Source organism: Rhodococcus sp. ARP2, from assembly GCF_001029585.1.
Lineage (GTDB): Bacteria > Actinomycetota > Actinomycetes > Mycobacteriales > Mycobacteriaceae > Rhodococcus_F > Rhodococcus_F erythropolis.
In genome coordinates this window covers 56294-77310 of record NZ_LEKE01000003.1, presented here as the reverse complement: position 1 = coordinate 77310, position 21017 = coordinate 56294, and the positions used below count along the sequence as shown (strand labels likewise).

Annotated in this window: 20 protein-coding genes; 5 read left to right on the top strand and 15 right to left on the bottom strand. The window is 62.9% G+C overall.

Annotated elements, in window-relative coordinates:
• Nucleotides 1-3: 3 nt before the first annotated feature.
• From ABX74_RS01620 to ABX74_RS01610, 3 genes are read right to left on the bottom strand one after another with little or no spacing between them, the layout of a single operon-like run.
• Nucleotides 4-1269, bottom strand: coding sequence for an aspartate kinase (locus tag ABX74_RS01620; protein WP_019746567.1), 1266 nt, complete (start codon nucleotides 1267-1269; stop codon nucleotides 4-6).
• Between the two features lie 49 nt (nucleotides 1270-1318).
• On the bottom strand, nucleotides 1319-2272 hold the full coding sequence (locus ABX74_RS01615) for a hypothetical protein (RefSeq protein ID WP_047888083.1): 954 nt from the start codon (nucleotides 2270-2272) through the stop codon (nucleotides 1319-1321).
• Entirely contained in the window at nucleotides 2272-2637 is a 366-nt protein-coding gene (locus ABX74_RS01610) for a hypothetical protein (protein WP_003943492.1), read from the bottom strand. Before ABX74_RS01610 ends, ABX74_RS01615 begins: the two co-directional genes overlap by 1 nt.
• Nucleotides 2638-2907: 270 nt before the next feature.
• On the opposite strand from ABX74_RS01610, the gene leuA reads away from it, so the two are divergent.
• A complete protein-coding gene (leuA, locus tag ABX74_RS01605; RefSeq protein ID WP_019746565.1) occupies nucleotides 2908-4716 on the top strand; it encodes a 2-isopropylmalate synthase in 1809 nt (602 codons plus the stop codon).
• Between the two features lie 248 nt (nucleotides 4717-4964).
• Nucleotides 4965-5342: an SHOCT domain-containing protein gene (locus ABX74_RS01600; protein WP_020968226.1), complete on the top strand. Its 378-nt coding sequence runs from the start codon at nucleotides 4965-4967 to the stop codon at nucleotides 5340-5342.
• Nucleotides 5343-5455: 113 nt separating this feature from the next.
• Here ABX74_RS01600 and ABX74_RS01595 read toward each other — a convergent pair whose 3' ends face one another.
• On the bottom strand, nucleotides 5456-6349 hold the full coding sequence (locus ABX74_RS01595) for a LysR family transcriptional regulator (RefSeq protein WP_047888082.1): 894 nt from the start codon (nucleotides 6347-6349) through the stop codon (nucleotides 5456-5458).
• Nucleotides 6350-6439: 90 nt separating this feature from the next.
• On the opposite strand from ABX74_RS01595, the gene ABX74_RS01590 reads away from it, so the two are divergent.
• From ABX74_RS01590 to ABX74_RS01580, 3 genes are read left to right on the top strand one after another with little or no spacing between them, the layout of a single operon-like run.
• On the top strand, nucleotides 6440-7381 hold the full coding sequence (locus ABX74_RS01590; RefSeq protein WP_047888081.1) for an EamA family transporter: 942 nt from the start codon (nucleotides 6440-6442) through the stop codon (nucleotides 7379-7381).
• Between the two features lie 25 nt (nucleotides 7382-7406).
• Complete coding sequence (locus ABX74_RS01585; protein ID WP_021332917.1) at nucleotides 7407-8660, top strand: Mur ligase family protein; 1254 nt, start codon at nucleotides 7407-7409, stop codon at nucleotides 8658-8660.
• Entirely contained in the window at nucleotides 8653-9366 is a 714-nt protein-coding gene (locus ABX74_RS01580; RefSeq protein ID WP_020968224.1) for a type 1 glutamine amidotransferase, read from the top strand. Before ABX74_RS01585 ends, ABX74_RS01580 begins: the two co-directional genes overlap by 8 nt.
• Before the next feature lie 6 nt (nucleotides 9367-9372).
• On the opposite strand, the gene ABX74_RS01575 is transcribed toward ABX74_RS01580, so the two are convergent.
• From ABX74_RS01575 to ABX74_RS01525, 11 genes are all read right to left on the bottom strand, one after another.
• Nucleotides 9373-10536 (bottom strand): low temperature requirement protein A, encoded by a 1164-nt coding sequence (locus ABX74_RS01575; RefSeq protein ID WP_020905917.1) that lies wholly within the window; start codon nucleotides 10534-10536, stop codon nucleotides 9373-9375.
• A 66-nt stretch (nucleotides 10537-10602) separates the two neighbouring features.
• On the bottom strand, nucleotides 10603-11730 hold the full coding sequence (locus tag ABX74_RS01570) for an acyl-CoA dehydrogenase family protein (protein WP_047888080.1): 1128 nt from the start codon (nucleotides 11728-11730) through the stop codon (nucleotides 10603-10605).
• A gap of 1 nt (nucleotide 11731) precedes the next feature.
• Complete coding sequence (locus ABX74_RS01565; RefSeq protein ID WP_020905915.1) at nucleotides 11732-12937, bottom strand: acyl-CoA dehydrogenase family protein; 1206 nt, start codon at nucleotides 12935-12937, stop codon at nucleotides 11732-11734.
• A gap of 17 nt (nucleotides 12938-12954) precedes the next feature.
• The gene (locus tag ABX74_RS01560) at nucleotides 12955-15165 is read right to left on the bottom strand and encodes an acyl-CoA dehydrogenase (protein WP_047888079.1); all 2211 of its coding nucleotides are present in this window, start codon (nucleotides 15163-15165) and stop codon (nucleotides 12955-12957) included.
• 27 nt (nucleotides 15166-15192) lie between these two features.
• Nucleotides 15193-16323: a steroid 3-ketoacyl-CoA thiolase gene (locus tag ABX74_RS01555; protein WP_047888078.1), complete on the bottom strand. Its 1131-nt coding sequence runs from the start codon at nucleotides 16321-16323 to the stop codon at nucleotides 15193-15195.
• Nucleotides 16320-17174, bottom strand: coding sequence for an SDR family NAD(P)-dependent oxidoreductase (locus tag ABX74_RS01550; protein WP_047888077.1), 855 nt, complete (start codon nucleotides 17172-17174; stop codon nucleotides 16320-16322). Before ABX74_RS01550 ends, ABX74_RS01555 begins: the two co-directional genes overlap by 4 nt.
• 1 nt (nucleotide 17175) lies before the next feature.
• Nucleotides 17176-18384 (bottom strand): DegT/DnrJ/EryC1/StrS family aminotransferase, encoded by a 1209-nt coding sequence (locus ABX74_RS01545; protein ID WP_003943793.1) that lies wholly within the window; start codon nucleotides 18382-18384, stop codon nucleotides 17176-17178.
• A gap of 32 nt (nucleotides 18385-18416) precedes the next feature.
• A complete protein-coding gene (locus tag ABX74_RS01540) occupies nucleotides 18417-19598 on the bottom strand; it encodes a lipid-transfer protein (protein ID WP_047888076.1) in 1182 nt (393 codons plus the stop codon).
• Nucleotides 19595-20008, bottom strand: a complete 414-nt coding sequence (locus ABX74_RS01535; RefSeq protein ID WP_020968218.1) for a hypothetical protein — start codon at nucleotides 20006-20008, stop codon at nucleotides 19595-19597. The genes ABX74_RS01540 and ABX74_RS01535 overlap by 4 nt, the downstream gene beginning before the upstream one ends.
• On the bottom strand, nucleotides 20005-20433 hold the full coding sequence (locus ABX74_RS01530; protein WP_047888075.1) for a Zn-ribbon domain-containing OB-fold protein: 429 nt from the start codon (nucleotides 20431-20433) through the stop codon (nucleotides 20005-20007). The genes ABX74_RS01535 and ABX74_RS01530 overlap by 4 nt, the downstream gene beginning before the upstream one ends.
• Entirely contained in the window at nucleotides 20430-21008 is a 579-nt protein-coding gene (locus ABX74_RS01525; RefSeq protein WP_041814552.1) for a MaoC family dehydratase N-terminal domain-containing protein, read from the bottom strand. Before ABX74_RS01525 ends, ABX74_RS01530 begins: the two co-directional genes overlap by 4 nt.
• Nucleotides 21009-21017 lie beyond the last annotated feature (9 nt).

The following is a 21017-nucleotide window of genomic DNA, read 5'->3' as shown; positions in this document are numbered from 1 at the left end:
AAATTACCGTCCTGTTCCTGCGTGTACTACGGCTTCTTCGTCGCCGCCGAGACCGAAAGCGGCGTGGATAACGCGCACGGCGTCGTCGAGTTCGGTGTCCTTGACCAGCACGGAGATGCGGATCTCGGAGGTCGAGATGAGATCGATGTTGATGTCGGCCTTGGCCAGTGCCTCACAGAACGTGGCCGTGACGCCCGGGTGGCTCCGCATTCCGGCGCCGACCAGGGAAACCTTGCCGATGTGGTCGTCGAACAAGATCTGCGTGAAGCCGATGTCTTCCTGTCGCTTGGTCAGGATCTCGACGGCGCGAGGGCCGTCGGCGGTCGGCAGCGTGAAGGTGATGTCCGTCTTGTTGGTCTCCACCTTGGAGATGTTCTGCAGCACCATGTCGATGTTGATCTCGGCATCGGAGACAGCGCGGAACACCTTGGCAGCATGTCCCGGTGTGTCCGGCAATCCGACAACGGTGATCTTGGCTTCGCCGCGATCGTGCGCGACTCCGGTGATCAGGGCCTCTTCCACAGGAATGTCCTCCATCGATCCGGACACGATTGTTCCGGGCTTGGTGGTGTATGACGAACGGACGTGCACAGGCACGTTGTAACGACGGGCGTACTCGACGCACCGGAGCATGAGCACCTTGGCACCACACGCTGCGAGTTCGAGCATTTCCTCGAAGGAAACCGTCTCGAGGCGGTGAGCGTCAGGGACGATGCGAGGATCGGCGGAGAAGACGCCGTCGACGTCGGTGTAGATCTCGCAGACGTCAGCGTTGAGTGCAGCTGCCAACGCCACGGCAGTGGTGTCGGAGCCACCGCGTCCGAGCGTCGTGATGTCCTTGCTGTCCTGGCTCACGCCTTGGAATCCGGCGACCAGAACGATCGAGCCTTCGTCGAGGGCGGTGCGAACACGGCCCGGCGTGACGTCGATGATCTTGGCGTTTCCGTGGCTGCCGGTCGTGATGACTCCGGCTTGTGAGCCCGAGAACGAACGAGCTTCGGCGCCGAGGGAGTGAATTGCCATCGCTACCAAGGAGTTGGAGATGCGCTCACCCGAGGTCAGCAGCATGTCCATTTCACGGGCCGGCGGGGAAGGGCACACCTGCTGAGCCAGGTCGAGCAGCTCATCGGTGGTATCGCCCATCGCTGACACCACGACGACGACATCATTGCCGGCCTTCTTGGTCTCGACGATCCGTTCAGCGACTCGTCGGATGCGCTCGGCGGTTGCCACCGAGGATCCGCCGTACTTCTGGACGACGAGAGCCACGCGTTTCTACCTCCAGGTCGAAATTGTTTACAGATACCAGAGGTCGAGCTTACCGAGGTGGTCCTGGGACTTCCCGATGCGTACTGCTGTTCGCCTCAGATCCGCGCGGGATCAGTTGCGAGATCCGCGCTCGCATCAACGTCGCAGAACGCGAACCACCGGCAACGTAACCGACCACCGCGACGGCAACTCCGCAGGCGAGAAGCACGCGGATACTGCTGACCAGGGAAACTGCCAGCGCGTCGTACACCGCCACAGCCGCCTCGGACGACGGTATGTCTGAATTCTGTAAATAGACCCGACGCACGACGGCCAGCGCCACCAGCAGGGCGATCATCGCCACCGCCGTCGCCAGCCCGACCAGGGACAGCGCGCGCATTCGCCCCGGTGCAACTGCGACGGCCGCAATCGCGCAGGCCACCGACGCCCACGGCAGCCAGGTCGCTGCTCGGTCGAGCATGTTCGAGAAATCCTGAGCCCGCACCAACTCGTTGGATTGCAGGATCTCGAACTGCGGATCGAGCGCCGGGAGGCGATCGATCACGGTGAATCCGCGATCGCGGAGGTTCGTCCTCAGTTCTGTCATGACCGGTGCGAGGGAGACGGTGACCGTTCCGCTGTCGTCGGCCCGAACTATGCCGTCGGCGGCTCGGCCGGTCACCATCGCGGCAAGTTGCGCGTGCGCTCGACGGTTGGCCGCGGTCCAGAGCGTCGCAAACTGGTCGCTCGAGACCAACGACTGAGCGGCCTCACGAACAAGTCTCTCGGCCTGTCTCGTCACCACCTGTGGAAACCCGTCCAACCGCTGCGTCAATTCCTCGGTCAGCCGATCAACGACCGCCGATTGGACAGCGGGGTCGGCAGCCAGCGGGGCAACGGACTCGACATAGCTGTCGGTGTCGTTCACCTGGGTGTGGACGAACAGCGCGAGCACCGAGCCGGCAAAACCGAGACCAGCGAGAACGATCAGCAGTGAACAGACGATCCAGCGGATCGAGCGCATCACGTGTGCTTGGCGCGCGCCGGTCGAATCTTCGCGGTGATGTGGTGAATGCGGTGATCGTCAGCGGGTATCCGGAAGGTCTCGGTAACCCGAACGGTCATCAGGTTGCGCCCGAACAACCCGGCGTCAAGGAGGTAGTCAGCCGTCAGGTCGTCCCCGTCGACCGTCCACTCCACCTCACGAATGTCGCGGATCACGCGATACTGAGGACCTCCGGAAAGGCTGCGCCGCAAATGATTCCCCGAAAATCCGGTCTTCAACCCGACCTCGTGACGTACCGCGTCCGGAGCCAGCGGTACGGAACTGCCATCGTGACTACGGAGCGCGTCGAGGTACGTGCTCGCCACGGCGATTCGGGGATCCATGGACGACAGTCCACCATTTTCGAGGCCGAAACGGCAGCACAATTCGGCGACAAATTGGACATGAGGGCGAACCCCACCGATTTCTCGCGAAATCCAGGAGTAGAGTGCTCTGCATGCAGCGCGCACTCCTTCTTGGTTGCCGCGACGGGGTCTGATCCAGACTGGCCTCCCGCCGCGGGGTTTTTGTGCGCCGGTCGACCAAGCCTTCCGGACTCATGGTCTTGACCAACAGGTCATCAGGCCAGGTCCACAATCCTGGAGATCACACCAATGTCCCCCGCTGACGCATTCACCACCGGCACTCGCACCATTACCCCGCCCACGAAGCCGGCACCTTCCGACCAGCCTGCGTGGAACACGCAGAAGAACTCGTCGATGCCGACGTTCCGCTACCGCCCGTTCGCCGAAGAGGTCGAGACGGTCACGCTGCCCGACCGCACCTGGCCGGACAAGATCATCGACCGAGCACCCCAGTGGTGTGCCGTTGACCTGCGCGACGGCAACCAGGCGCTGATCGATCCGATGAGCCCGGCGCGCAAGCGTCGCATGTTCGATCTCCTGGTCCGTATGGGCTACAAGGAGATCGAGGTCGGATTCCCGTCCGCGAGCCAGACCGACTTCGACTTCGTTCGCGAGATCATCGAGGACGGCGCGATCCCATCCGATGTCACCATCCAGGTGCTGACGCAGTCGCGTCCCGAACTGATCAAGCGCACATTCGAGGCGTGCGAAGGTGCCGAGAACGCGATCGTGCACTTCTACAACTCCACCTCGATTCTGCAGCGCCGCGTCGTGTTCCGCGCCGACAAGGACACGATCAAGAAGATCGCCACCGACGCCGCCGAACTGGTCCTGGCCGAGTCGAAGAAGTACCCGGACACGAACTGGCGCTGGGAATACTCGCCCGAGTCCTACACCGGCACCGAACTCGAGTACGCCAAGGAAGTATGTGACGCCGTCACCGAAACCCTGGGTGCGACGCCTGCCAACCCGGTCATCCTGAACCTGCCCGCCACCGTCGAGATGGCGACACCCAACGTGTACGCCGACTCCATCGAGTGGATGCACCGCAACCTGGCCCGCCGCGATTCGGTCATCCTGTCGCTGCACCCCCACAACGACCGCGGCACCGGCGTCGCTGCAGCCGAGCTGGGCTACCAGGCCGGCGCAGACCGCATCGAAGGCTGCCTGTTCGGTAACGGTGAGCGCACCGGCAACGTCTGCCTGGTCACCCTCGCGCTGAACATGTTCACGCGCGGCGTCGACCCGCAGATCGATTTCTCGAACATCGACGAGATCCGTCGCACGGTCGAGTACTGCAACCAACTGCCCGTCCACGAGCGTCATCCGTACGGCGGCGACCTGGTCTACACCGCGTTCTCCGGCAGCCACCAGGACGCGATCAACAAGGGCCTCGACGCCATGAAGGTCGACGCCGACAACCAGGACTCGGACGTCGACGACATTCTCTGGCAGGTCCCCTACCTGCCGATCGACCCCAAGGACGTCGGCCGCAGCTACGAGGCCGTCATCCGCGTGAACTCGCAGTCCGGCAAGGGCGGCGTCGCGTACATCATGAAGGCCGATCACGGTCTGGTGCTGCCGCGTCGTCTGCAGGTCGAGTTCTCGCAGTCGGTCCAGAAGATCACCGACGGCGAAGGCGGCGAGGTCTCGCCGAAGGAAATGTGGGACGTCTTCCACGAGGAGTACCTCGCCCCCGTCACCCCGCTCGAGCGCATGAAGCAGAAGGTCACCGCCTCCGAGGAGGACGGCGGCACCGACGCCATCACCGCCATCGTCAAGGTGAACGGCAAGGAGCAGGAGATCTCGGGAACCGGTAACGGCCCGCTCGCTGCCTTCGTCGACGCGCTGGGAAGCATCAACTTCGACGTTCGTGTCCTCGACTACTCCGAGCACGCAATGTCCGCCGGCGACGACGCCCAAGCCGCGGCCTACGTCGAGTGCGCAGTGACTGGCCCGGACGGTCAGAGCACCGTCGTCTGGGGTGTGGGTATCGCCACGTCGATCACGACGGCGTCGCTGCGCGCCGTGGTTTCGGCAGTGAACCGCGCGAGCTGACACTCACGCAATACGAACCCGGCTCTTCAACAAACCCTGGTCTCACCCGATTTTCGGGTGAGACCAGGGTTGTTTTCACGGCACAGAAGTTCTTCGGTCCGCGTTTTCGCTTCGGCATGACATAGGTCCCGAAAGAGTCGCTTAGCGAAGTTAACAAACAGGATTCACCCATCGAGGATGATGCAGCCGACCTCGGCACGTGAGATAGTCACCTCAGACAAATCCGACTTGTGAAATGGGGCTCGACAATGGATTCCTTTTGGGACTTCCTCTGGCTGATCATCATCAGCTTCGCGTTCATCGCGTACCTGATCCTGCTCTTCTCGATCATCACCGACCTATTCCGTGATCACAAGACTTCCGGCTGGGTAAAGGCAATCTGGATCGTCTTCCTGTTCTTCATTCCGCTGCTCACCTCGCTCGTCTATCTGATCGTCCGAAGCGACGGAATGGCCCAGCGCTCCATGGAGGCTGCTCAGCAGGTCAAGAATGCACAGGACAGCTACATCCGTGAGGTTGCCGGAAAGTCCCCGGCCGAATCCATCGCAGATGCAAAGGCGCTTCTCGACGCCGGCACCATCAGCGAAGAAGAATTCGCAGCGCTGAAGGCCAAGGCCCTCGCCTGATTCAGGCCCTCACTAATCAGTGAGGATTGCACTACCGAAACGGGAGCGACACTAATCGTGTCGCTCCCGTTTTGTATTCATTCACCATCCGCCGTTCATGCACCGACAGCCGTTCATTCACCGACCGCCCGGGCGACGTCGCGAAAAGCGTCGAGAACCACTCCGATAGCCGGGCTGCGGTCGATGTGTAATCGAGTTGCCAATTCGTAAACGCGTGCAGCGCGCACGCCTGCCACCGGTTTCCTCGACACTTCAGGATGTGTGATCGCGTAACGCGGCATCAAAGCCACACCGTGGCCCGCCGCCACCAACTCTTCGATAACTCGGAAATCGTTTATCCGATGAGCGACTCGAGGTTGGACCCCGGTGACGGACGCAACCGACAACAGAACGTCGTCGACCGGAAACCCGCCGCGCACGCTGATCCAGTTCTCGTCGGCCAATTGTTCCAACCGGACCGAATCCTGCTCGGCGAGTGGATGATCAGGCCGCAGCACCAGATCGATCGGTTCACGCATCAGCGGTTGCACGCTGACCCGGGGAAACGAGGTCTCGGCGCCGCGTTCGTCACGGTGAGTGAGGATCACGTCGTGATCGGCCAACAGTCCAGGGACGGCCGACGCCGGTTTGTCGACGTCGTGGGCGTCGATGTCCACGTCCGAGTTCTTCAGCGCCGTCAGGACGCCGGGCAGCAGGAGAGCTGCTCCGGAGGGAAAGAACGCGACTCGCACCTTGCCGCGCGGCGAGCCTCGGTACGACGCCATCTCGTCCGCTGCCCGGTCGAGCGCCGCCACCACGTCGTCGGCGCGGAGCACCAGCGCTCGACCAGCGTCGGTGAGGCGCAGCGTGCGCCCGTCCGGTTCGAGGAGCGAGACCCCCGCCTCTCGGCCGAGGATCTTGAGTTGTTGCGAGACGGCGGACGGTGTCATCGAGAGAGCGAGAGCAGTAGCGCCGACGGTTCCTCGGTCGGCGAACTCACGGAGAATCCGCAAGCGCGTGGCATCCATACGGTGACGAATATCCATGTAGCAAAACTACATGGATAGTGCATCTATATTCGCTTGTTCTGATGCTTCGTACGGCTCACGATTAACGTCATGACTCCCCGCGACCGTCTCCTCGGCCTGACCGTGATCGTCTTGTGGGGTCTGAACTTCCTGGCCATTCGCGTCGGCCTGGATCATTTCCCGCCGTTCTACTTCGCGGCGCTGCGGTTCCTGATCATCGCGATTCCGGTGGTCATCTTCGTGCCGCGTCCGCAGGTACCGCTCCGTTGGTTGCTGCTCTACGGATTCGGTTTCGGATTCGGCCAGTTCGTCTTCCTCTTCTGGGCGATGCATTCGGGGATGCCGACGGGTCTCGCATCACTGGTCCTGCAGTCGTCCGCGCCGTTCACCGTCGTCCTCGGCGCGTTCCTGCTCCGCGAGAAGCTCAGCGTCTGGCAGGTCTCCGGGATCGCCGTCGCCGTAGTCGGTATGTCGTTGATCGGCTGGGACCGTTCACACCACGCGGCACTGCTGCCCGTGATCCTCACGCTCCTCGGCGGCCTGTCCTGGGCGTTCGGCAATCTCGGCAGCCGCTTGGCCGCGGCGAACACCGTCGGCGAGCCCGCACCGATGCGCTTGATGCTGTGGATGTGCGTCATCCCGCCGTTGCCGATGCTCGCCCTGTCAGCGGTGGTCGAAGGCCCCACCGTCGGATGGCACGCGCTCGGCACCGCGTTCAGCGCCGACGCCTGGCCGTCACTGGTCGGGCTGGCCTACATCATTCTGCTCGGCACCATCGCCGGATCCGGGCTCTGGACGATGCTCATGGGCCGCTATCCCGCCGGCATGGTGGCGCCGCTCTCCTTGCTGGTACCGGTAGTGGGAATCGGCGCATCCTGGCTGTTCCTGCACGAGGATCCGAGCCCGTTGTCCCTGGTCGGGGCAGTCATCGTGATCGCCGGAGCGAGTGCCGCACAGATGAGGCGCAAGCCCGCGAACACTGTTTTCTCGGACACACCTGCAGCCTCACCACCGGCGCGACTCGGCGTCTGACGATGCCCTGTGCCAAACTCGGGCCGTGGGAACTGGACTATCGATCACAGTGCGCGGAAAGCTCGCCATGCGAGCTGCCGCAGCAGCATCTTGGGCATCGCAGAAGGCCGGTCGCGGCAAGGGTTCGATGATCGGCGGGTTGATCGCCCTCAAGATCGACCCGACGCTCATGACTCAGCTCGGACGCGGCAAGCGCACCGTCGTGGTCACGGGCACCAACGGCAAGTCGACGACCACGCGTATGACCGCCGCAGCGCTCGCGACACTCGGTGACGTCGCCACGCAGGCCGACGGCGCCAACATGGATGCCGGGATCGTGGCCGCTCTGGCCGCGCGTACGGACGCAACGCTGGCAGCACTCGAGGTCGACGAACTGCACGTCCCCCACGTAGCCGACGCCGTGAACCCGGAAGTGATCGTGCTGCTCAATCTCAGCCGCGATCAGCTCGACCGGGTCGGCGAGATCAACATGATCGAGCGGAAGCTCCGCGCGTGCGTCAATGCGCATCCGAACGCGGTGATCGTCGCCAACTGCGACGACGTACTGGTCACCTCCGTGGCATACGACGCCACCAACGTCGTGTGGGTTGCTGCCGGCGGCGGCTGGGCCGGCGATTCCGTCAGCTGCCCGCGCACCGGTGAACCCATCGTGTGGGAGGGAAAGCACTGGCGCAGTACCGGTTCCGACTTCGCGCGGCCCGAGCCGACATGGTGGCTCGACGACGACAATCTCTACGGCCCCGACGGCCTGAAGATTCCGATGACGTTGACTCTCCCCGGAAAAGCCAACCGCGGTAACGCCGCTCAGGCCGTAGCGGCAGCGGCGGCTTTGGGCGCAGATCCGGTCGGGGCAGTTGCCGCCGCGTCGACGGTCCAGGAAGTCGCCGGCCGCTACAGCACCGTCGAGGTCGGACCGCACTCCGTTCACATGCTGCTCGCGAAGAATCCCGCCGGTTGGCAGGAAGCGCTGTCGATGATCGATCCCACGGTGGACGGCCTGGTCATCGCGGTGAATGGTCAGGTGCCGGACGGCGAGGACCTCTCCTGGCTGTGGGACGTGAAGTTCGAACACTTCGAAGGCGTCAAGGTAGTGGCCGCCGGCGAACGCGGAACCGATCTCGCCGTTCGCCTCACGTACGCAGGCGTCGAGCACACCCTCGATCCGGATCCGTTGCGCGCCATCGCTTCCTGCCCTCCCGGACGCGTGGAAGTACTGGCGAACTACACAGCCTTCCGTGACCTCAACACCGCCATCGCGAAGGAATCTCGCAATGTCTGACTCGACAATTCGCATCGGACTGGTTCTCCCCGACGTCATGGGCACCTACGGCGACGGCGGCAATGCCCTGATCCTGCGTCAGCGTCTGCGGATGCGCGGCTACGACGCCGAAATCGTGGACATCACCTTGAGCGATCCGGTCCCCGATTCGCTCGACGTGTACACATTGGGTGGCGCCGAGGATTCCGCCCAGCGACTCGCAACGCGCCATCTCGCGAAATACCCTGGCCTGCAACGCGCCGCCGAGCGCGGCGCACCGGTTCTGGCGATCTGCGCTGCCATTCAGGTGCTCGGCAACTGGTACGAAACCTCCAGCGGCGAACGCGTCGACGGTGTCTCGATGCTCGACGTCACGACCTCTCCGCAGGAGAAGCGTTCCATCGGCGAGGTCATCACGAAGCCCTTGATCGACGGGCTCACCGCGCCTCTCTCAGGTTTCGAGAATCACCGCGGCGGAACAACTCTGGGTACCTCAGCCTCTGGATTCGCACGTGTCACCCATGGTGTCGGAAACGGCGTCGGCGACGGATTCGAAGGCGTCGTGCAGGGTTCGGTGATCGGGACGTACATGCACGGACCCGCCTTGGCCCGGAATCCGGAACTCGCGGACCTCCTGCTCATGCGGGCCTTGGGCGTCAACGAGCTCGAACCCCTGCATCTGCCCGAGGTCGACAAGCTCCGCAAGGAGCGGCTCGCGATTCGCTGACCCGGTTCAGACGGTTTCGGATTTCCCCTCGGTCAGAACCAGTTCCACGGCCAACAGCGCGGCGCAGGCCAGTCCCGCAACCAGTTCGGGCACCGCGGTGTAGGTACCACCGAGCACGACGACGATCGCGACCGAGAACGGCATGAGGGTGCGTACCGAGGAGTCATGTAGTCGAATGTGGATGAACCACAGGGCGGCAAGGATGACCGCGACCGGAACGGTGACGGCAGCACCCGTCACCAACGCGCTGCCGTCACCGTGATGAGTCCAGAAGTCGACGCGCGAAGCCAACCCCGCACCGATGGCGGCAGCGGCGGCGAAGATGAAGTAGTGACCGAACCCCCAGACGAAGGGTGAGACGTTGTCACCGCCGATCACTTCGCCTGCATTGCGTTGGAAGTAGAGCCACCACAGGCTGAAGACAATCAGAATGCCGCCGATCACGACGTAGGTGACCTGCGCTGCCGGATGCTCACCGTCGACCGCGTCCTGAATCGCGATGGTTGTCGAGAGGATCGTCTCGCCCAGAACGATGATGAAGAACAACGAGTACCGCTCCGCGATGTGATGCGGGTGCCACGGCGTCATGCCCGGCTTCTCCGACCAGATCGGTACCGCGAATTCGCACAGAACCAACACCAGGAACGTCGGGACGTAAATGGCGGATGGAACGAAGTAGAAACCGATCCAACCGATCTGGACCAACACGATTCCGAGAGCGTATCGACGAGCCGTGAGCGCATGTTCGGGGTCGTTCCGCGACACCCTGAGCCATTGGATGACCAGGGCTATTCGCATGATGACGTAGCCGACGATGATGAGCAGGGCGTCGTCGTTGAAGAAGCGGACGATGCCGGCTGCAAGGACCAGCGATCCGAGGATCTGGAAGATGGTCAGCAGCCGGGCGATTCCGTCGTCGTTGTCGTACGCCGAGGTGAACCACGTGAAGTTCAGCCACGTCCACCAGATCGCGAAGAATGCCATCGCGAAGTGCCCGACGCCCGAAGCCGCGTGCCCTTCGCTGATCGCGTGGTGCAGACCGGTGGCCGCTTGAGCGACCGCCACGACGAAGCAGAGGTCGGTGAGCAGCTCGAGCGGCGTCGCCACCCGATGCGGCTCGTGCGGATCCCGCGGAACCAACGGCCGGATGAACGAACTGGTGCGATTCACGAAGGGCAGAGTAGCGCGATGATTGCCGACGCGCTGCCCGTGACTGGAACCTGTCGTCTCAGATATTCACGCCGACGCCCCGATCTGGGCTCGGATTTCCAACTGATCGGCGAGTTCGGCGCCTATCGCCCCCGCGCTCCCCAAGGTGAAGGCGATCTGCCGTCCCCACAGGAAATAGCGGTGAATCGGGTAGTCGACGTCCGCGCCGATTCCGCCGTGCAGGTGCTGGGTCGCGTGCACCACACGCAGGCCGCCGCGCGAGGCCCACCATTTGGCGACCAGCGCCGCTGCTTCCGCTTCGCTCTCGACTCCGCTGTCCATCAGCCAGGCAGCGCGGTGCGTGGTCAACCTTGTGCTCTCGGTGTCGAGGTACGCGTCGGCGGCCCGGACGGCAACTGCCTGGTTGGTCGAGAGTGGACGACCGAATTGCACTCGCTCGGAGGTGTATTTCGCCGTCATCCCCAGCGCTTCCTCGCAGACGCCGGTAGCCAGGGCCGCGAGAGCCACCCGTGCACGCCGCAACGTCCAGTCTCGAACCACCGCGCCGTCTGCGGGAAGTGCGTCAGCTGCAGTAACCGCAACCCCGTCGAACTGCACAGCGCTGTTGCTCTCGCGGTTCGTCACCGCAAGCGGTGTACGCACCAGCGCGTCCCGGTCCGTGGGCACGATCATGACGCTGGCACTGCCGTCCGGCATCGTCACCGGAACGACCAGCGCGGCCGCGAACTCCGCGGCAGGCACGGAGTCGACGTGGCCTGACAGAACCCAACCGTCAGGCGCCGGTTCGGCGCGAACCGCTTTCTCGGCGTTGTAGCCGGTGTCGAATGCGCCGGTGACGATTACCGAGCCGTCGAGCAGTCCCGGAAGCCACGACGCTTTCTGCTCCGTGCTGCCGAACTCGGAAATCGGCAGCGCCGCCGTGGAAATCACCGACCAGAGCGGCACCTGGGCGACCCGGCGGCCCTGTTGTTCGAGCACCGCAGCCAGGCCGAGCATTCCGAGTCCTGCTCCCCCGACCTCTTCCGGCAGAGCGATTCCCAGAACGTCGGAGTCGGCGAGGAGCTTCCACAGTTCGGCGTCGAAACCGCTGGTGCTCTCCACTTCCCGCAGTCGGTCCACTCCGGACTTCGCCGAGAAGATCGATTCACTCAGATCCCGCACGGCGGACAAGTTGTCGTCGAATTCGAATTCCATGTCAGCTCTTTTCGTTCTGTGCAGCGGGCCGGCGACGCGCAGCAAGCGCCATGCCCAGGCATTTTGCGGCGACAATTTCACGCATCACTTCGTTGGTACCACCACCGAAGGTGTTGTTCTGGGCGCGCCGACCCAGGTTCTCGACCCGCCCTTCCAGTACCGCTCCGGGTGTACCGGGGCGCAGTAAGCCCTTGGCACCCAGCACTTCCTGCAGCATGCCGTACGCACTGACGACGGCTTCGGTACCGAAGATCTTGGCCGCGGCCGAATCCCCGCCGCCCAAGGTGTTGGCGGCGACGTCCGCCACCAGTCGCAGGTTCATCAGGTCGGCGGCGCTGAGCAGCGCGTAGACTTCCGCCAATTTCTCACGTACCCAGCCGATGTCGTAGACGTGGCCGTCACCGGCGGGTTCTGTCTTTGCCCACTCGACCACCTCGGCGAAGAGCTCGTTGGCGATGCCACCGCGTGCTGCCAGGGCAACACGTTCGTGGTTGAGCTGGTTGGTGATGAGCTTCCACCCCTGATTGAGCTCACCGACGACATTGCTGATCGGCACCCGAACATCTTCGTAATAGGTTGCCGAAGTGCTGATTCCGCCCACGGTGTGAATTTCGGTGACCGAGAACCCCGGCGAATTGGTCGGTACCAGGACCACGGAAATGCCCTGATGCGTCGGCGCGTCAGGATCGGTGCGAACGGCAAGCCAGACCCAGTCGGCAAACACACCGGCGCTGGTGAAGATCTTGTTGCCGTTGATGACAAGCTCGTCGCCCTCGATGCGGGCGCGTGTTTCGAGTGCCGCGAGATCGGTGCCCGCATTGGGTTCGGTGTAGCCGATGGCAAAGATCAATTCACCCGCCAGGATCGGACGCAGGAAGAAGTCCTTCTGAGCTTGCGTCCCGTGCTTGATCAGAGCGGGTCCGACGGTGTTCAGCGTGACCAGTGACAGCGGCGCATTCGCGCGAATCACCTCGTCGTAGAACACATACAGAGCTTCAGGGTTCTCACCCCGACCGCCGAATTCCTCCGGCCACCCCAAGCCCAGCCAACCGTCTTTACCCATCCGGCGCAGGATGCGATCGAAGACGGGGCCGCCTTCGGTCTGATCCACGAGAGCACGGCGGTCTTCGTCGTTGATGATCTCTGCGAAGTATGCGCGCAATTCCTTGCGCAGAGTCTTCGACTCCTCCGACAAATCCAAGTACATGGTGAAGCTCCTAAGATCTACGAACGCGGCAGGCCGAGTACGCGCTGCGCGATGACGTTGAGTTGAATTTCGACGGTTCCGCCGCCGAACAGAATCGAGGGAAGTCCGATGTGGTCTATCGCGTAATTCGCCGACGGGTCGACAACTGCGGCGCGCGGCCCGAGCAGTCGCAACAGGTCCCGCGAGCCCTCGCGCTGCGCCAGGGCGTTGTACACCTTCGACACGCTGATCTCGGCGCCCGGTTCCTGACCCGCCAGTCGCGCCGACACTCCGCGCAGATTCATCGCGGACAGTGCCAACTCACGAGAGATACTGCGGCCGAGGCCTTCCACTGCATCTTCGCGGGGGCAGTCGTGGCTCGCGTCGGCAATCACCTGACGGAACAGTCGACTCGAACCGTGGTGCAGCGTGCTGCCCATGCTCAAGCGTTCGTTGGACAGCGTTGTCGCAGCCAGTTTCCACCCTTGCCCAGGTTCGGCCACCAGGCAGTCGTCCGGGACGAAGACCTCGTCGAGGAATACCTCGTTGAATTCCGACTTGCCGGTGGCTTGCTTCAGCGGGCGTACGTCGACGCCCTTCGAGGTCATGTCGACCAGAAAGTACGACAGCCCAAGATGTTTCGGAGCGTCCGCGTCGGAACGCGCCAGGCATACTCCCCAATCTGCCTCGTGCGCACCCGAGTTCCACACTTTCTGACCTGACAGGACCCAACCACCGTCGACCTTGCGCGCTTTCGTGCTCAGACCGGCCAGGTCTGATCCCGCGCCCGGCTCACTGAACAGCTGGCACCAGATGATGTCGGCACGCAGCGAAGGCTCGACGAACCTGTCCTGCTGCTCGGCGTTGCCGTGTTCGAGAATCGTGGGCAGCACCCATTCCCCGATCACCGTGGACGGTTGAGCCAAACCTCGCATCGCGAATTCATGTGCGATGACGGCCTGTTCCCTCGGTCCCGCTCCCAGCCCATACGGCGCCCGATAGTGCGGGGCAACCAGTTTGGCGTCGGCAAATCGGGCGCGTCGAGCGCTCCCCTTGGCCGGCGCCCAACTGGCGCTGGTGGTTCCGTCGTCGGGCAGCAGCGCAACCTCGTCCAGAACCCTCCGAACCTGCTCTCGTAACTCCGGCAGCATTTCCGGGTCGACAAAGGAGAAATCCCGTTCCGAATCGGCAGACCGGTCTCCCAATGTGTGTGCCCACTTCACCTCGGAACCCGCCACTGCCGCGATACTGATCGCCCGGCGCCAGTACAGATGCGCGTCATGCTCCCAAGTGAATCCGATTCCGCCGAGCAAAGTTACACATTCGAGGGCGTTCTCGATGCCGACGGGCAAAGCGGCCAACGCAGCTTGAGCCGAGACAAGTTTCTGCTGATCCTCGTCGTGGTCTTCGGATCGAGCGGCGTCCCACGCTGCGGCACAGGCAATCTCGGAGCGGACCAGCATCATGGCCGCCTTGTGCTGAACTGCCTGGAAGCTTCCGACCGGACGGCCGAACTGCTGCCGGGACTTCACATAGTCGACTGCGGTCCGTAGCGCCCACCCGGCGATACCGCTCGCCTCCGCAGCCAACACCGTGTTGACGATCAGTTCGGTTCGGTGCGCCTGGAGGCCGTCGACGATCAGCCCAGCCTCGACCTGGTGATCGGTCAACGTCAGTGTTCCGATCGACCGTGTCAGATCCACCCCGTCTTCGATCACCACCGCAGCGGAAGTCGACGGTTCGAGCCGGAACCACAACTCGCCGTCTTCGCTGTTCGCCCGCACGAGAACGACATCAGCTCCAGGCAGACCTAGAGCTGGGTCGGCAGAACCGCTCACTGTCCACCCAGCATCGCTGCGAGCCGCGCGCAATCTCGTTCCGGTACAGACTGCTCCGGTTGCACCGGTGGCCAATTCGGTCAGCATTGTTTCCGCAGCCGGGCCCGCAACTGTTGCGAGAATCCCACTGGCGATGACCGTCGGAACGTACGGTCCCGGATAGAGCGCATCACCCAATTGCTCGACTACCACTGCAAGTTCGGCAAGACCCGCCCCGTCACCGCCGTACTGCTCCGGCAGGTGCACTGCGTGCAGGCCCTGACGGACCAACCCATCCCACGAGTCCGGCCGATCACCGGCGGCGTACCGCTTGACGTTGCTCCGCGTATCGGCGATTCCACCGAAGCGGTTCGCGAATGCGGCTACCGCTTCCGCCAGGTCACGGTGATCTTCGAGCAGGGGTAGTGCCATGGCAGGTTCCTCAATCTTCGGTTCTTGTCAGATGCGTTCGAGAATCAGGCAGGTGGTTGCGGCGGACGCGCAGATCGCGATCAGTGCGATGGACTTGTTCCGGCGCTCCAATTCGTCGATGACATTGGCCAACAGTCTGATTCCGGTTGCACCGGCCGGGTGGCCCAGTGCGATTGCGCCGCCGTTTACGTTCAGCAATTCGGGATCGACGCCGTGAACCTGCGCGAACGACATCGGTACCGAAGCAAATGCCTCGTTGACCTCGAACAGATCGATGTCGTCGATCGTCAGACCAGTGCGTCCGAGCACGATGTTTGCCGCGTCGACGGGACCGTCGAGCATGAACTCGGTGTCACCGCCGATGACGCACTGCGCCAGTATCTTTGCGCGCGGCCGCACGCCGAGGGCCTTGGCTCGATCCTCGGACATCAGCAGAGCTGCACTCGCACCGTCCGAGACCTGCGAAGACGTTCCAGCGGTGTGCAATCCGTCCTCTTGAACGGTGCGCAGCTTCGCGAGCCCTTCGAGAGTCGATTCGCGCAGACCCTGATCACGGTGAACCGGAACGTCAGAGCCCGGAGCGACCACATCGATGATGTGCGAGTCGAAGCGTCCTGCCTCCCAGGCTGCTGCGGCTCGCTGCTGCGAGCGCAGCCCGAAGGCGTCGAGATCTTCGCGGCTGAAACCGCGCTTGACAGCAATCCGATCGGCCGCGGTGTACTGGTCGACGGTATCGAGTGACCACGACTCCGGACGTGGTGTTCCCAGGCCGGTACCCACCTTGTACGTCAACGGAGCTCGGGACATCAACTCGACACCGCACGCCACACCCACGTCGACTGCACCGATCGCAATTTGGCCGGCAATCAACTGGACCGACTGCTGTGCAGTTCCGCACTGCGCGTCGATCGTGGTGCAGCCCGCTTTCAACGGAAGGCCCGCATGCATCCAGGACGTACGCACGATGTTTCCGAACTGCTCACCGAGAGGCGTCACACAGCCGCCGATGACCTGGTCGACCGCGTCAGGATCCACGCCAACCCGATCCAGCACACCTTTCTGCGCATAACCCAACAGTTCCGCCGCGTGGACTCCGGACAGCCAACCCTCACGCTTGCCGAACGGCGTTCGTGCTGCGTCCACGATGACGGGCTTCATGCCAACTCCTCGGTTCGTAGTGCCGGGTTCTCCGGTAATGCTGCGCCGTCCAGACCGCGTACGGTCAGGGACCACTCGTCGATCAGGTCCAAGCTGACGCTCGAGCGCGCGGTGAACTCGGTGTCGCAATCACACAGCGCTGTGACCGCTTCCACCATTTCTTCCATAGATTCGACCTGATCCGGCCGGATAGTCTCACCGACCAGGACTTTGGCGCCCTCACTGAGCACCGCTGCCCGCGGTTGAACCGTGTTGACGCGAACCCCCTGGCCGTAAAGTTCCACGCCCATGCCGTTGCTCATCCTGTTGAGCGCTGCTTTGGACGCGCCGTACACGGTCATGGCAGTTCCCGGTTCGACCCACGTGAACGGCGGGCCATGCCACGGTTTGACGGTGCCACTGGACACGTTCACGATCCAGCCGTATCCGTTTGCCACCATCCCCGGCACCACGGCTTGCATCAGATCGAGCGGTGCATGGACATTTGCCTCGAACATCAAACGTCGCCGCCGCAGTGGGTAATCCGACAGCGGCTGATAGATCGCCGCTGCCGCGTTGTTCACCAGGATGTCGATCGTCCCGCCAAGCTTCTCGATCGCCAGCGGCACCACCGTGTCGCGCTGCTGCTCGTCCGTCAGATCTGCGACAACTATCTCGACTTTGGTTCCGTACTTGGCAATTCGAGCCGCAGTCTCTTCGAGACTGCCCGGCAGGGTTGCATGCGTGCCGAGCGTCCGAGCCACGAGGGCGACGTCGGCACCCTCGGCTGCCAGTCGCTCTGCGACGCCCGCACCGATTCCGCGACTGGAACCGGTGACAAGCGCTCGGCGGCCGTCAAAGCGCCTCGTCATGCTATTTGAACTTCGAGGCGAAGCGATTGATGCTCTCTGCGATCCGTGCAACTTCGTCTTCACGCAGGCCGTGACTCATGCCGAGTGTCATTCCTCGGGCGAAAACCGCGTCGGCTTCCGGCAATCCTTCGGCCGGCTGACGGAACTCGATGTTGTTCATCATCGGGTGACGAGTGACGTTGCCGCTCCACACAGTTCGTGTGTCGATACCGTCGGCCTCGATGGCTTCCTGCAGGTCGCTGCGCGTGAAGGGGGCGTTCTCGTTGATCATCACCGGGTAACACAGCCACGCCGTGTCGAGACCGTCGAGTTCTACCGGCGTCGTGAAGAATTCAGGATGGGCGCCGTATGCCGCCGTGAAGGCCGCAAACGTTGCCTTACGCGTCTTGTAGTTCTCTTCCAGCTTGTCGAGCTGCACGACGCCGTAGGCTGCGCCGAGTTCGGAGGGCTCGAAGTTCCATGACATGAGCTCGAAGATGAAGTCGTTGTCGTAGTCGACGCCGTCGAGTTCTTCACGGAAGACTCGGCCGGACTTGGTACTACCGAACAGATTCGGCTCACTGCGACGACCCCAGCGGCGAAGCAGGAGCGCCTTGTCGCGGCTGGCTTCGTCGTCGACGCACACCATTCCACCGGTTCCCGCGCACGTGATGATGTGTGCCATCGAGAAACTGGTGACGACGATGTCCGCCCGGGAGCCGGTGGGAGTGCCGCGGAGCGTGGCACCGATCGCGTCACACGAATCCTCGATCACCTTGAGTCCGTGACGATCTGCGATATCACGAATGACGTCCCAGTCCGGGCAGTTGCCGGCGAGGTTCGGCATGAGGATGGCACCGGTTTTTTCGGTGACCATTGCCTCGATCTTGGTGACGTCGACGTTGAACGTGTTGGGTTCCACGTCCACGAACACCGGCACCAGACCGGCACGCACGATCGGTGCGATGTCGGTGGAGAACGTCAACGGCGACGTGATGATCTCGCTTCCCGCAGGCAGTCCGAGCAGCTCGACTGCCAAGTACAAACCCGAGGATCCCGAGTTGCACATGACGCCGAACTTCTTGCCTGCCAAGGCCGCGATACGTTCTTCCATCTCGAAGACGTTCTTGCCGATGCGCAATCCTTGATGCCCGCTGCGCAAGACGTCGACAACCGCCTGTATTTCTTCCTCGCCGTGTGTAGCCCTGGCGTAGGTGATCCGCTCACTCATCTGGTTCCTGCTTTCTCGAATTGGCGGCAGATTCAGCGATCTGCCGAGAGGACGAGCGCACTGTGCGGGACGGGAGAGCCGCCGGTCACGAGCACGTTGTCCAGAGTTTTGGTGGGTTGATTGGTGGAAGTGCCGCGGATCAGGCGTACACCTTCGGCAATACCGTTGACGCCGTGGATGTATCCCTCACCGAGTTGACCGCCGTGGGTGTTGATCGGCAGGCGACCGTCCAGCTCGAGATTGCCGTCGGCGATGAAGTCTTTTGCCTCGCCTCGACCGCAGAATCCGTACTCCTCGAGTTGAAGCAGAACCATCGGGGTGAAGGCGTCGTAGAGAATTGCGGCATCGATGTCGTCCGGGCCGATACCGGCCTGGTCCCACAGTTGGCGCGCCACGAGTTCGACTTCCGGCATGCTGTCGATGTCTTCGCGGTAGTAGCTGCTCATCGAAATCTGTTGTGGACCTACACCTTGCGCAGCACCGCTGATGATCGCTGGTTTGTGCGGCAGGTCGCGGGCGCGCTCCGCGCTGACGATGACCAGCGCCTGTCCGCCGTCACTTTCCTGACAGCAGTCGAGCAGGCGGATGGGGTCGGCGATCATGCGCGAGTTCTGATGATCCTCGATGGTGATCGGGCGTTCGTAGAACCAGGCCTTCGGGTTGTTCGCGGCATGCTTGCGTGAGAGAACCGAGATCTGACCGAAGTCGGCGCTGGTTGCCCCGTACTTGTGCATGTAGAGCTTGGCGAGGAAGGCTTCCTGCTGCGCCGGCGTCAGAAGCCCGTACGGGTTGATCCAGTTCCGATACTCCTGGTCCGTCGACGCGTTGTACGCAAAGGGCGGTGGCCCGGCGCCGAATCGGTGGCCTGATCTTTCGTTGAAGGCACGGTAGACGACCACGACGTCGGCGACACCACTGGAGACGGCAAGCGCGGCTTGTTGAACCGGTGCGCAGGCGCCGCCGCCGCCGTGTGGAATACGACTGAAGAACGTCAGTTCCGGGATCCCGAGAGCGCGTGCGACCGCAATCTCGGGATTGTTCTCCATGGTGAACAGCGCAAATCCGTTCACCTCTTCTGCCTCGATGTGAGCGTCGTCGAGCGCGGCGATCACGGATTCGCACGCCAACTGCCATTCACTGCGGCCGGAGTTCTTGGAGAACTCGGTGGCGCCGATCCCGGCGATGGCGGCTTGCCTCGAAAATCCTCGTGTCATGCGATTACCCTTTCCGCCGGTTCGAGGGTCACGTCGGCTGTCACGTGCGTTCCGCGAGCGTTCTTGCCGAGAACCGTCACGGTGAGCGTCCGGCCGTCGGTGTCGATCACTTTGCCGGTGAACGTCATGGTGTCTCCGGGAAAGTTCGGAACACCAAGCCGTAGTGATGTTTTGACGATTCGCGATCCCGGGCCTGACCAGTCGGTGATGTAGCGGTCGATGAGCCCGTTGGTGGTGTTGATGCTCATGAAGATGTCGGGAGTTCCGCGATCCTGCGCCTTGCCCGGATCGTGATGCACGTCCTCGAAATCCTGAGAAGCGATCGCCGTGGCGACGATGAGCGTTCGGTCCAACGGCAGTTCGAGGCTGGGAAGGGTCGAACCTACCTCGTAATCAGAAAGATTCGTCATTGCACCGATCCCCGTCGCCTCAGTTGCGGCAGCATCTCGCTGTGAGCGTGCTCGGAGAACGCCACTTCGAGTTCCATACCGAATTCGAGTTCCTCGTGATCGATGCCCGCGATGTCGGCAACCAGACGCGTGCCTTCTTCGAGATCGACGAGTCCGACGGCGAGCGGGTACTCGAAGGCAGGATCCTTCGGGTGATGAATGACCGTGAAGCTGTGCAACGTGCATCGCCGCGTGGATTCGACTGTGTCCCAACTGAACGAGCGGCATTCCGGGCAGGCGGGCGCTGGCGGGTGGCGCAGAGTCTTGCAATCCGCACACCGTTGGATCTCGAGGCGACCCTCTTTGGCCGCGGAGAAGAAGAAATCGTTGTCGTCGGTGACGGTGAGTCTCGGCACCGCGGTGTGGCGGGAGCCAGTCTCGCTCATGCGATTACCTCCTGGGCTTCTGGCTTGGTATCTGTCTGGGCATCTGGTTTGAATCTGAGCAGTCGAAAGCGCTCTTCGACCAGCGTCTTTCCGTCCTGGTCCACGTACTTCTTGAACAGAGTGATGAAGCACCCGTGACCGAGAGCCGTCTGTTTGAACGGTGAGATCGCTTCGATGGTGAAATATGCGGTGACGTGGTCTCCGGGACTCAACTCCGCGAAATACTCCTGCTCGACGTTGGTCGCGACTACGGACGTGTAGCCGGCCTCGTCCAACAGCCCGAGTAGTCGTGAATAGGCGAAATCCTCGGAGGCTCCGTCGGCGCGAAGTTGTTGGACCTGCCGATAGCGGCGGTAGCCCGCCATCACCCAGGTCGAGATCATGGCGGGTGGGCAGACGACGTCTCGACGACCGGTGCTGCGAGCAGCTTCGGCGTCGACGTAGATCGAGTTGCGGTCGTCGTGTGCCTCGACCCAGTTGCGGATCATCGCCTCGTTGACGGCGTAGCGGGCGACGCGGGGTGGTTCGGCCTCTGCGCCGATGAAATTCGGAAACTGCGTCTGCAGGCTCTGCACTGAAATCCT

What these genes read in the sequence shown, in the direction of transcription:
- ABX74_RS01615 (WP_047888083.1), bottom strand. Translation starts at nt 2,272, where the DNA reads ATGCGCTCGATCCGCTGGATCGTCTGTTCACTGCTGATCGTTCTCGCT.
- ABX74_RS01610 (WP_003943492.1), bottom strand. Translation starts at nt 2,637, where the DNA reads ATGGATCCCCGAATCGCCGTGGCGAGCACGTACCTCGACGCGCTCCGT.
- leuA (WP_019746565.1), top strand. Translation starts at nt 2,908, where the DNA reads ATGTCCCCCGCTGACGCATTCACCACCGGCACTCGCACCATTACCCCG.
- ABX74_RS01600 (WP_020968226.1), top strand. Translation starts at nt 4,965, where the DNA reads ATGGATTCCTTTTGGGACTTCCTCTGGCTGATCATCATCAGCTTCGCG.
- ABX74_RS01595 (WP_047888082.1), bottom strand. Translation starts at nt 6,349, where the DNA reads ATGGATGCCACGCGCTTGCGGATTCTCCGTGAGTTCGCCGACCGAGGA.
- ABX74_RS01590 (WP_047888081.1), top strand. Translation starts at nt 6,440, where the DNA reads ATGACTCCCCGCGACCGTCTCCTCGGCCTGACCGTGATCGTCTTGTGG.
- ABX74_RS01580 (WP_020968224.1), top strand. Translation starts at nt 8,653, where the DNA reads ATGTCTGACTCGACAATTCGCATCGGACTGGTTCTCCCCGACGTCATG.
- ABX74_RS01570 (WP_047888080.1), bottom strand. Translation starts at nt 11,730, where the DNA reads ATGGAATTCGAATTCGACGACAACTTGTCCGCCGTGCGGGATCTGAGT.
- ABX74_RS01565 (WP_020905915.1), bottom strand. Translation starts at nt 12,937, where the DNA reads ATGTACTTGGATTTGTCGGAGGAGTCGAAGACTCTGCGCAAGGAATTG.
- ABX74_RS01560 (WP_047888079.1), bottom strand. Translation starts at nt 15,165, where the DNA reads ATGGCACTACCCCTGCTCGAAGATCACCGTGACCTGGCGGAAGCGGTA.
- ABX74_RS01555 (WP_047888078.1), bottom strand. Translation starts at nt 16,323, where the DNA reads ATGAAGCCCGTCATCGTGGACGCAGCACGAACGCCGTTCGGCAAGCGT.
- ABX74_RS01550 (WP_047888077.1), bottom strand. Translation starts at nt 17,174, where the DNA reads ATGACGAGGCGCTTTGACGGCCGCCGAGCGCTTGTCACCGGTTCCAGT.
- ABX74_RS01545 (WP_003943793.1), bottom strand. Translation starts at nt 18,384, where the DNA reads ATGAGTGAGCGGATCACCTACGCCAGGGCTACACACGGCGAGGAAGAA.
- ABX74_RS01540 (WP_047888076.1), bottom strand. Translation starts at nt 19,598, where the DNA reads ATGACACGAGGATTTTCGAGGCAAGCCGCCATCGCCGGGATCGGCGCC.
- ABX74_RS01535 (WP_020968218.1), bottom strand. Translation starts at nt 20,008, where the DNA reads ATGACGAATCTTTCTGATTACGAGGTAGGTTCGACCCTTCCCAGCCTC.
- ABX74_RS01530 (WP_047888075.1), bottom strand. Translation starts at nt 20,433, where the DNA reads ATGAGCGAGACTGGCTCCCGCCACACCGCGGTGCCGAGACTCACCGTC.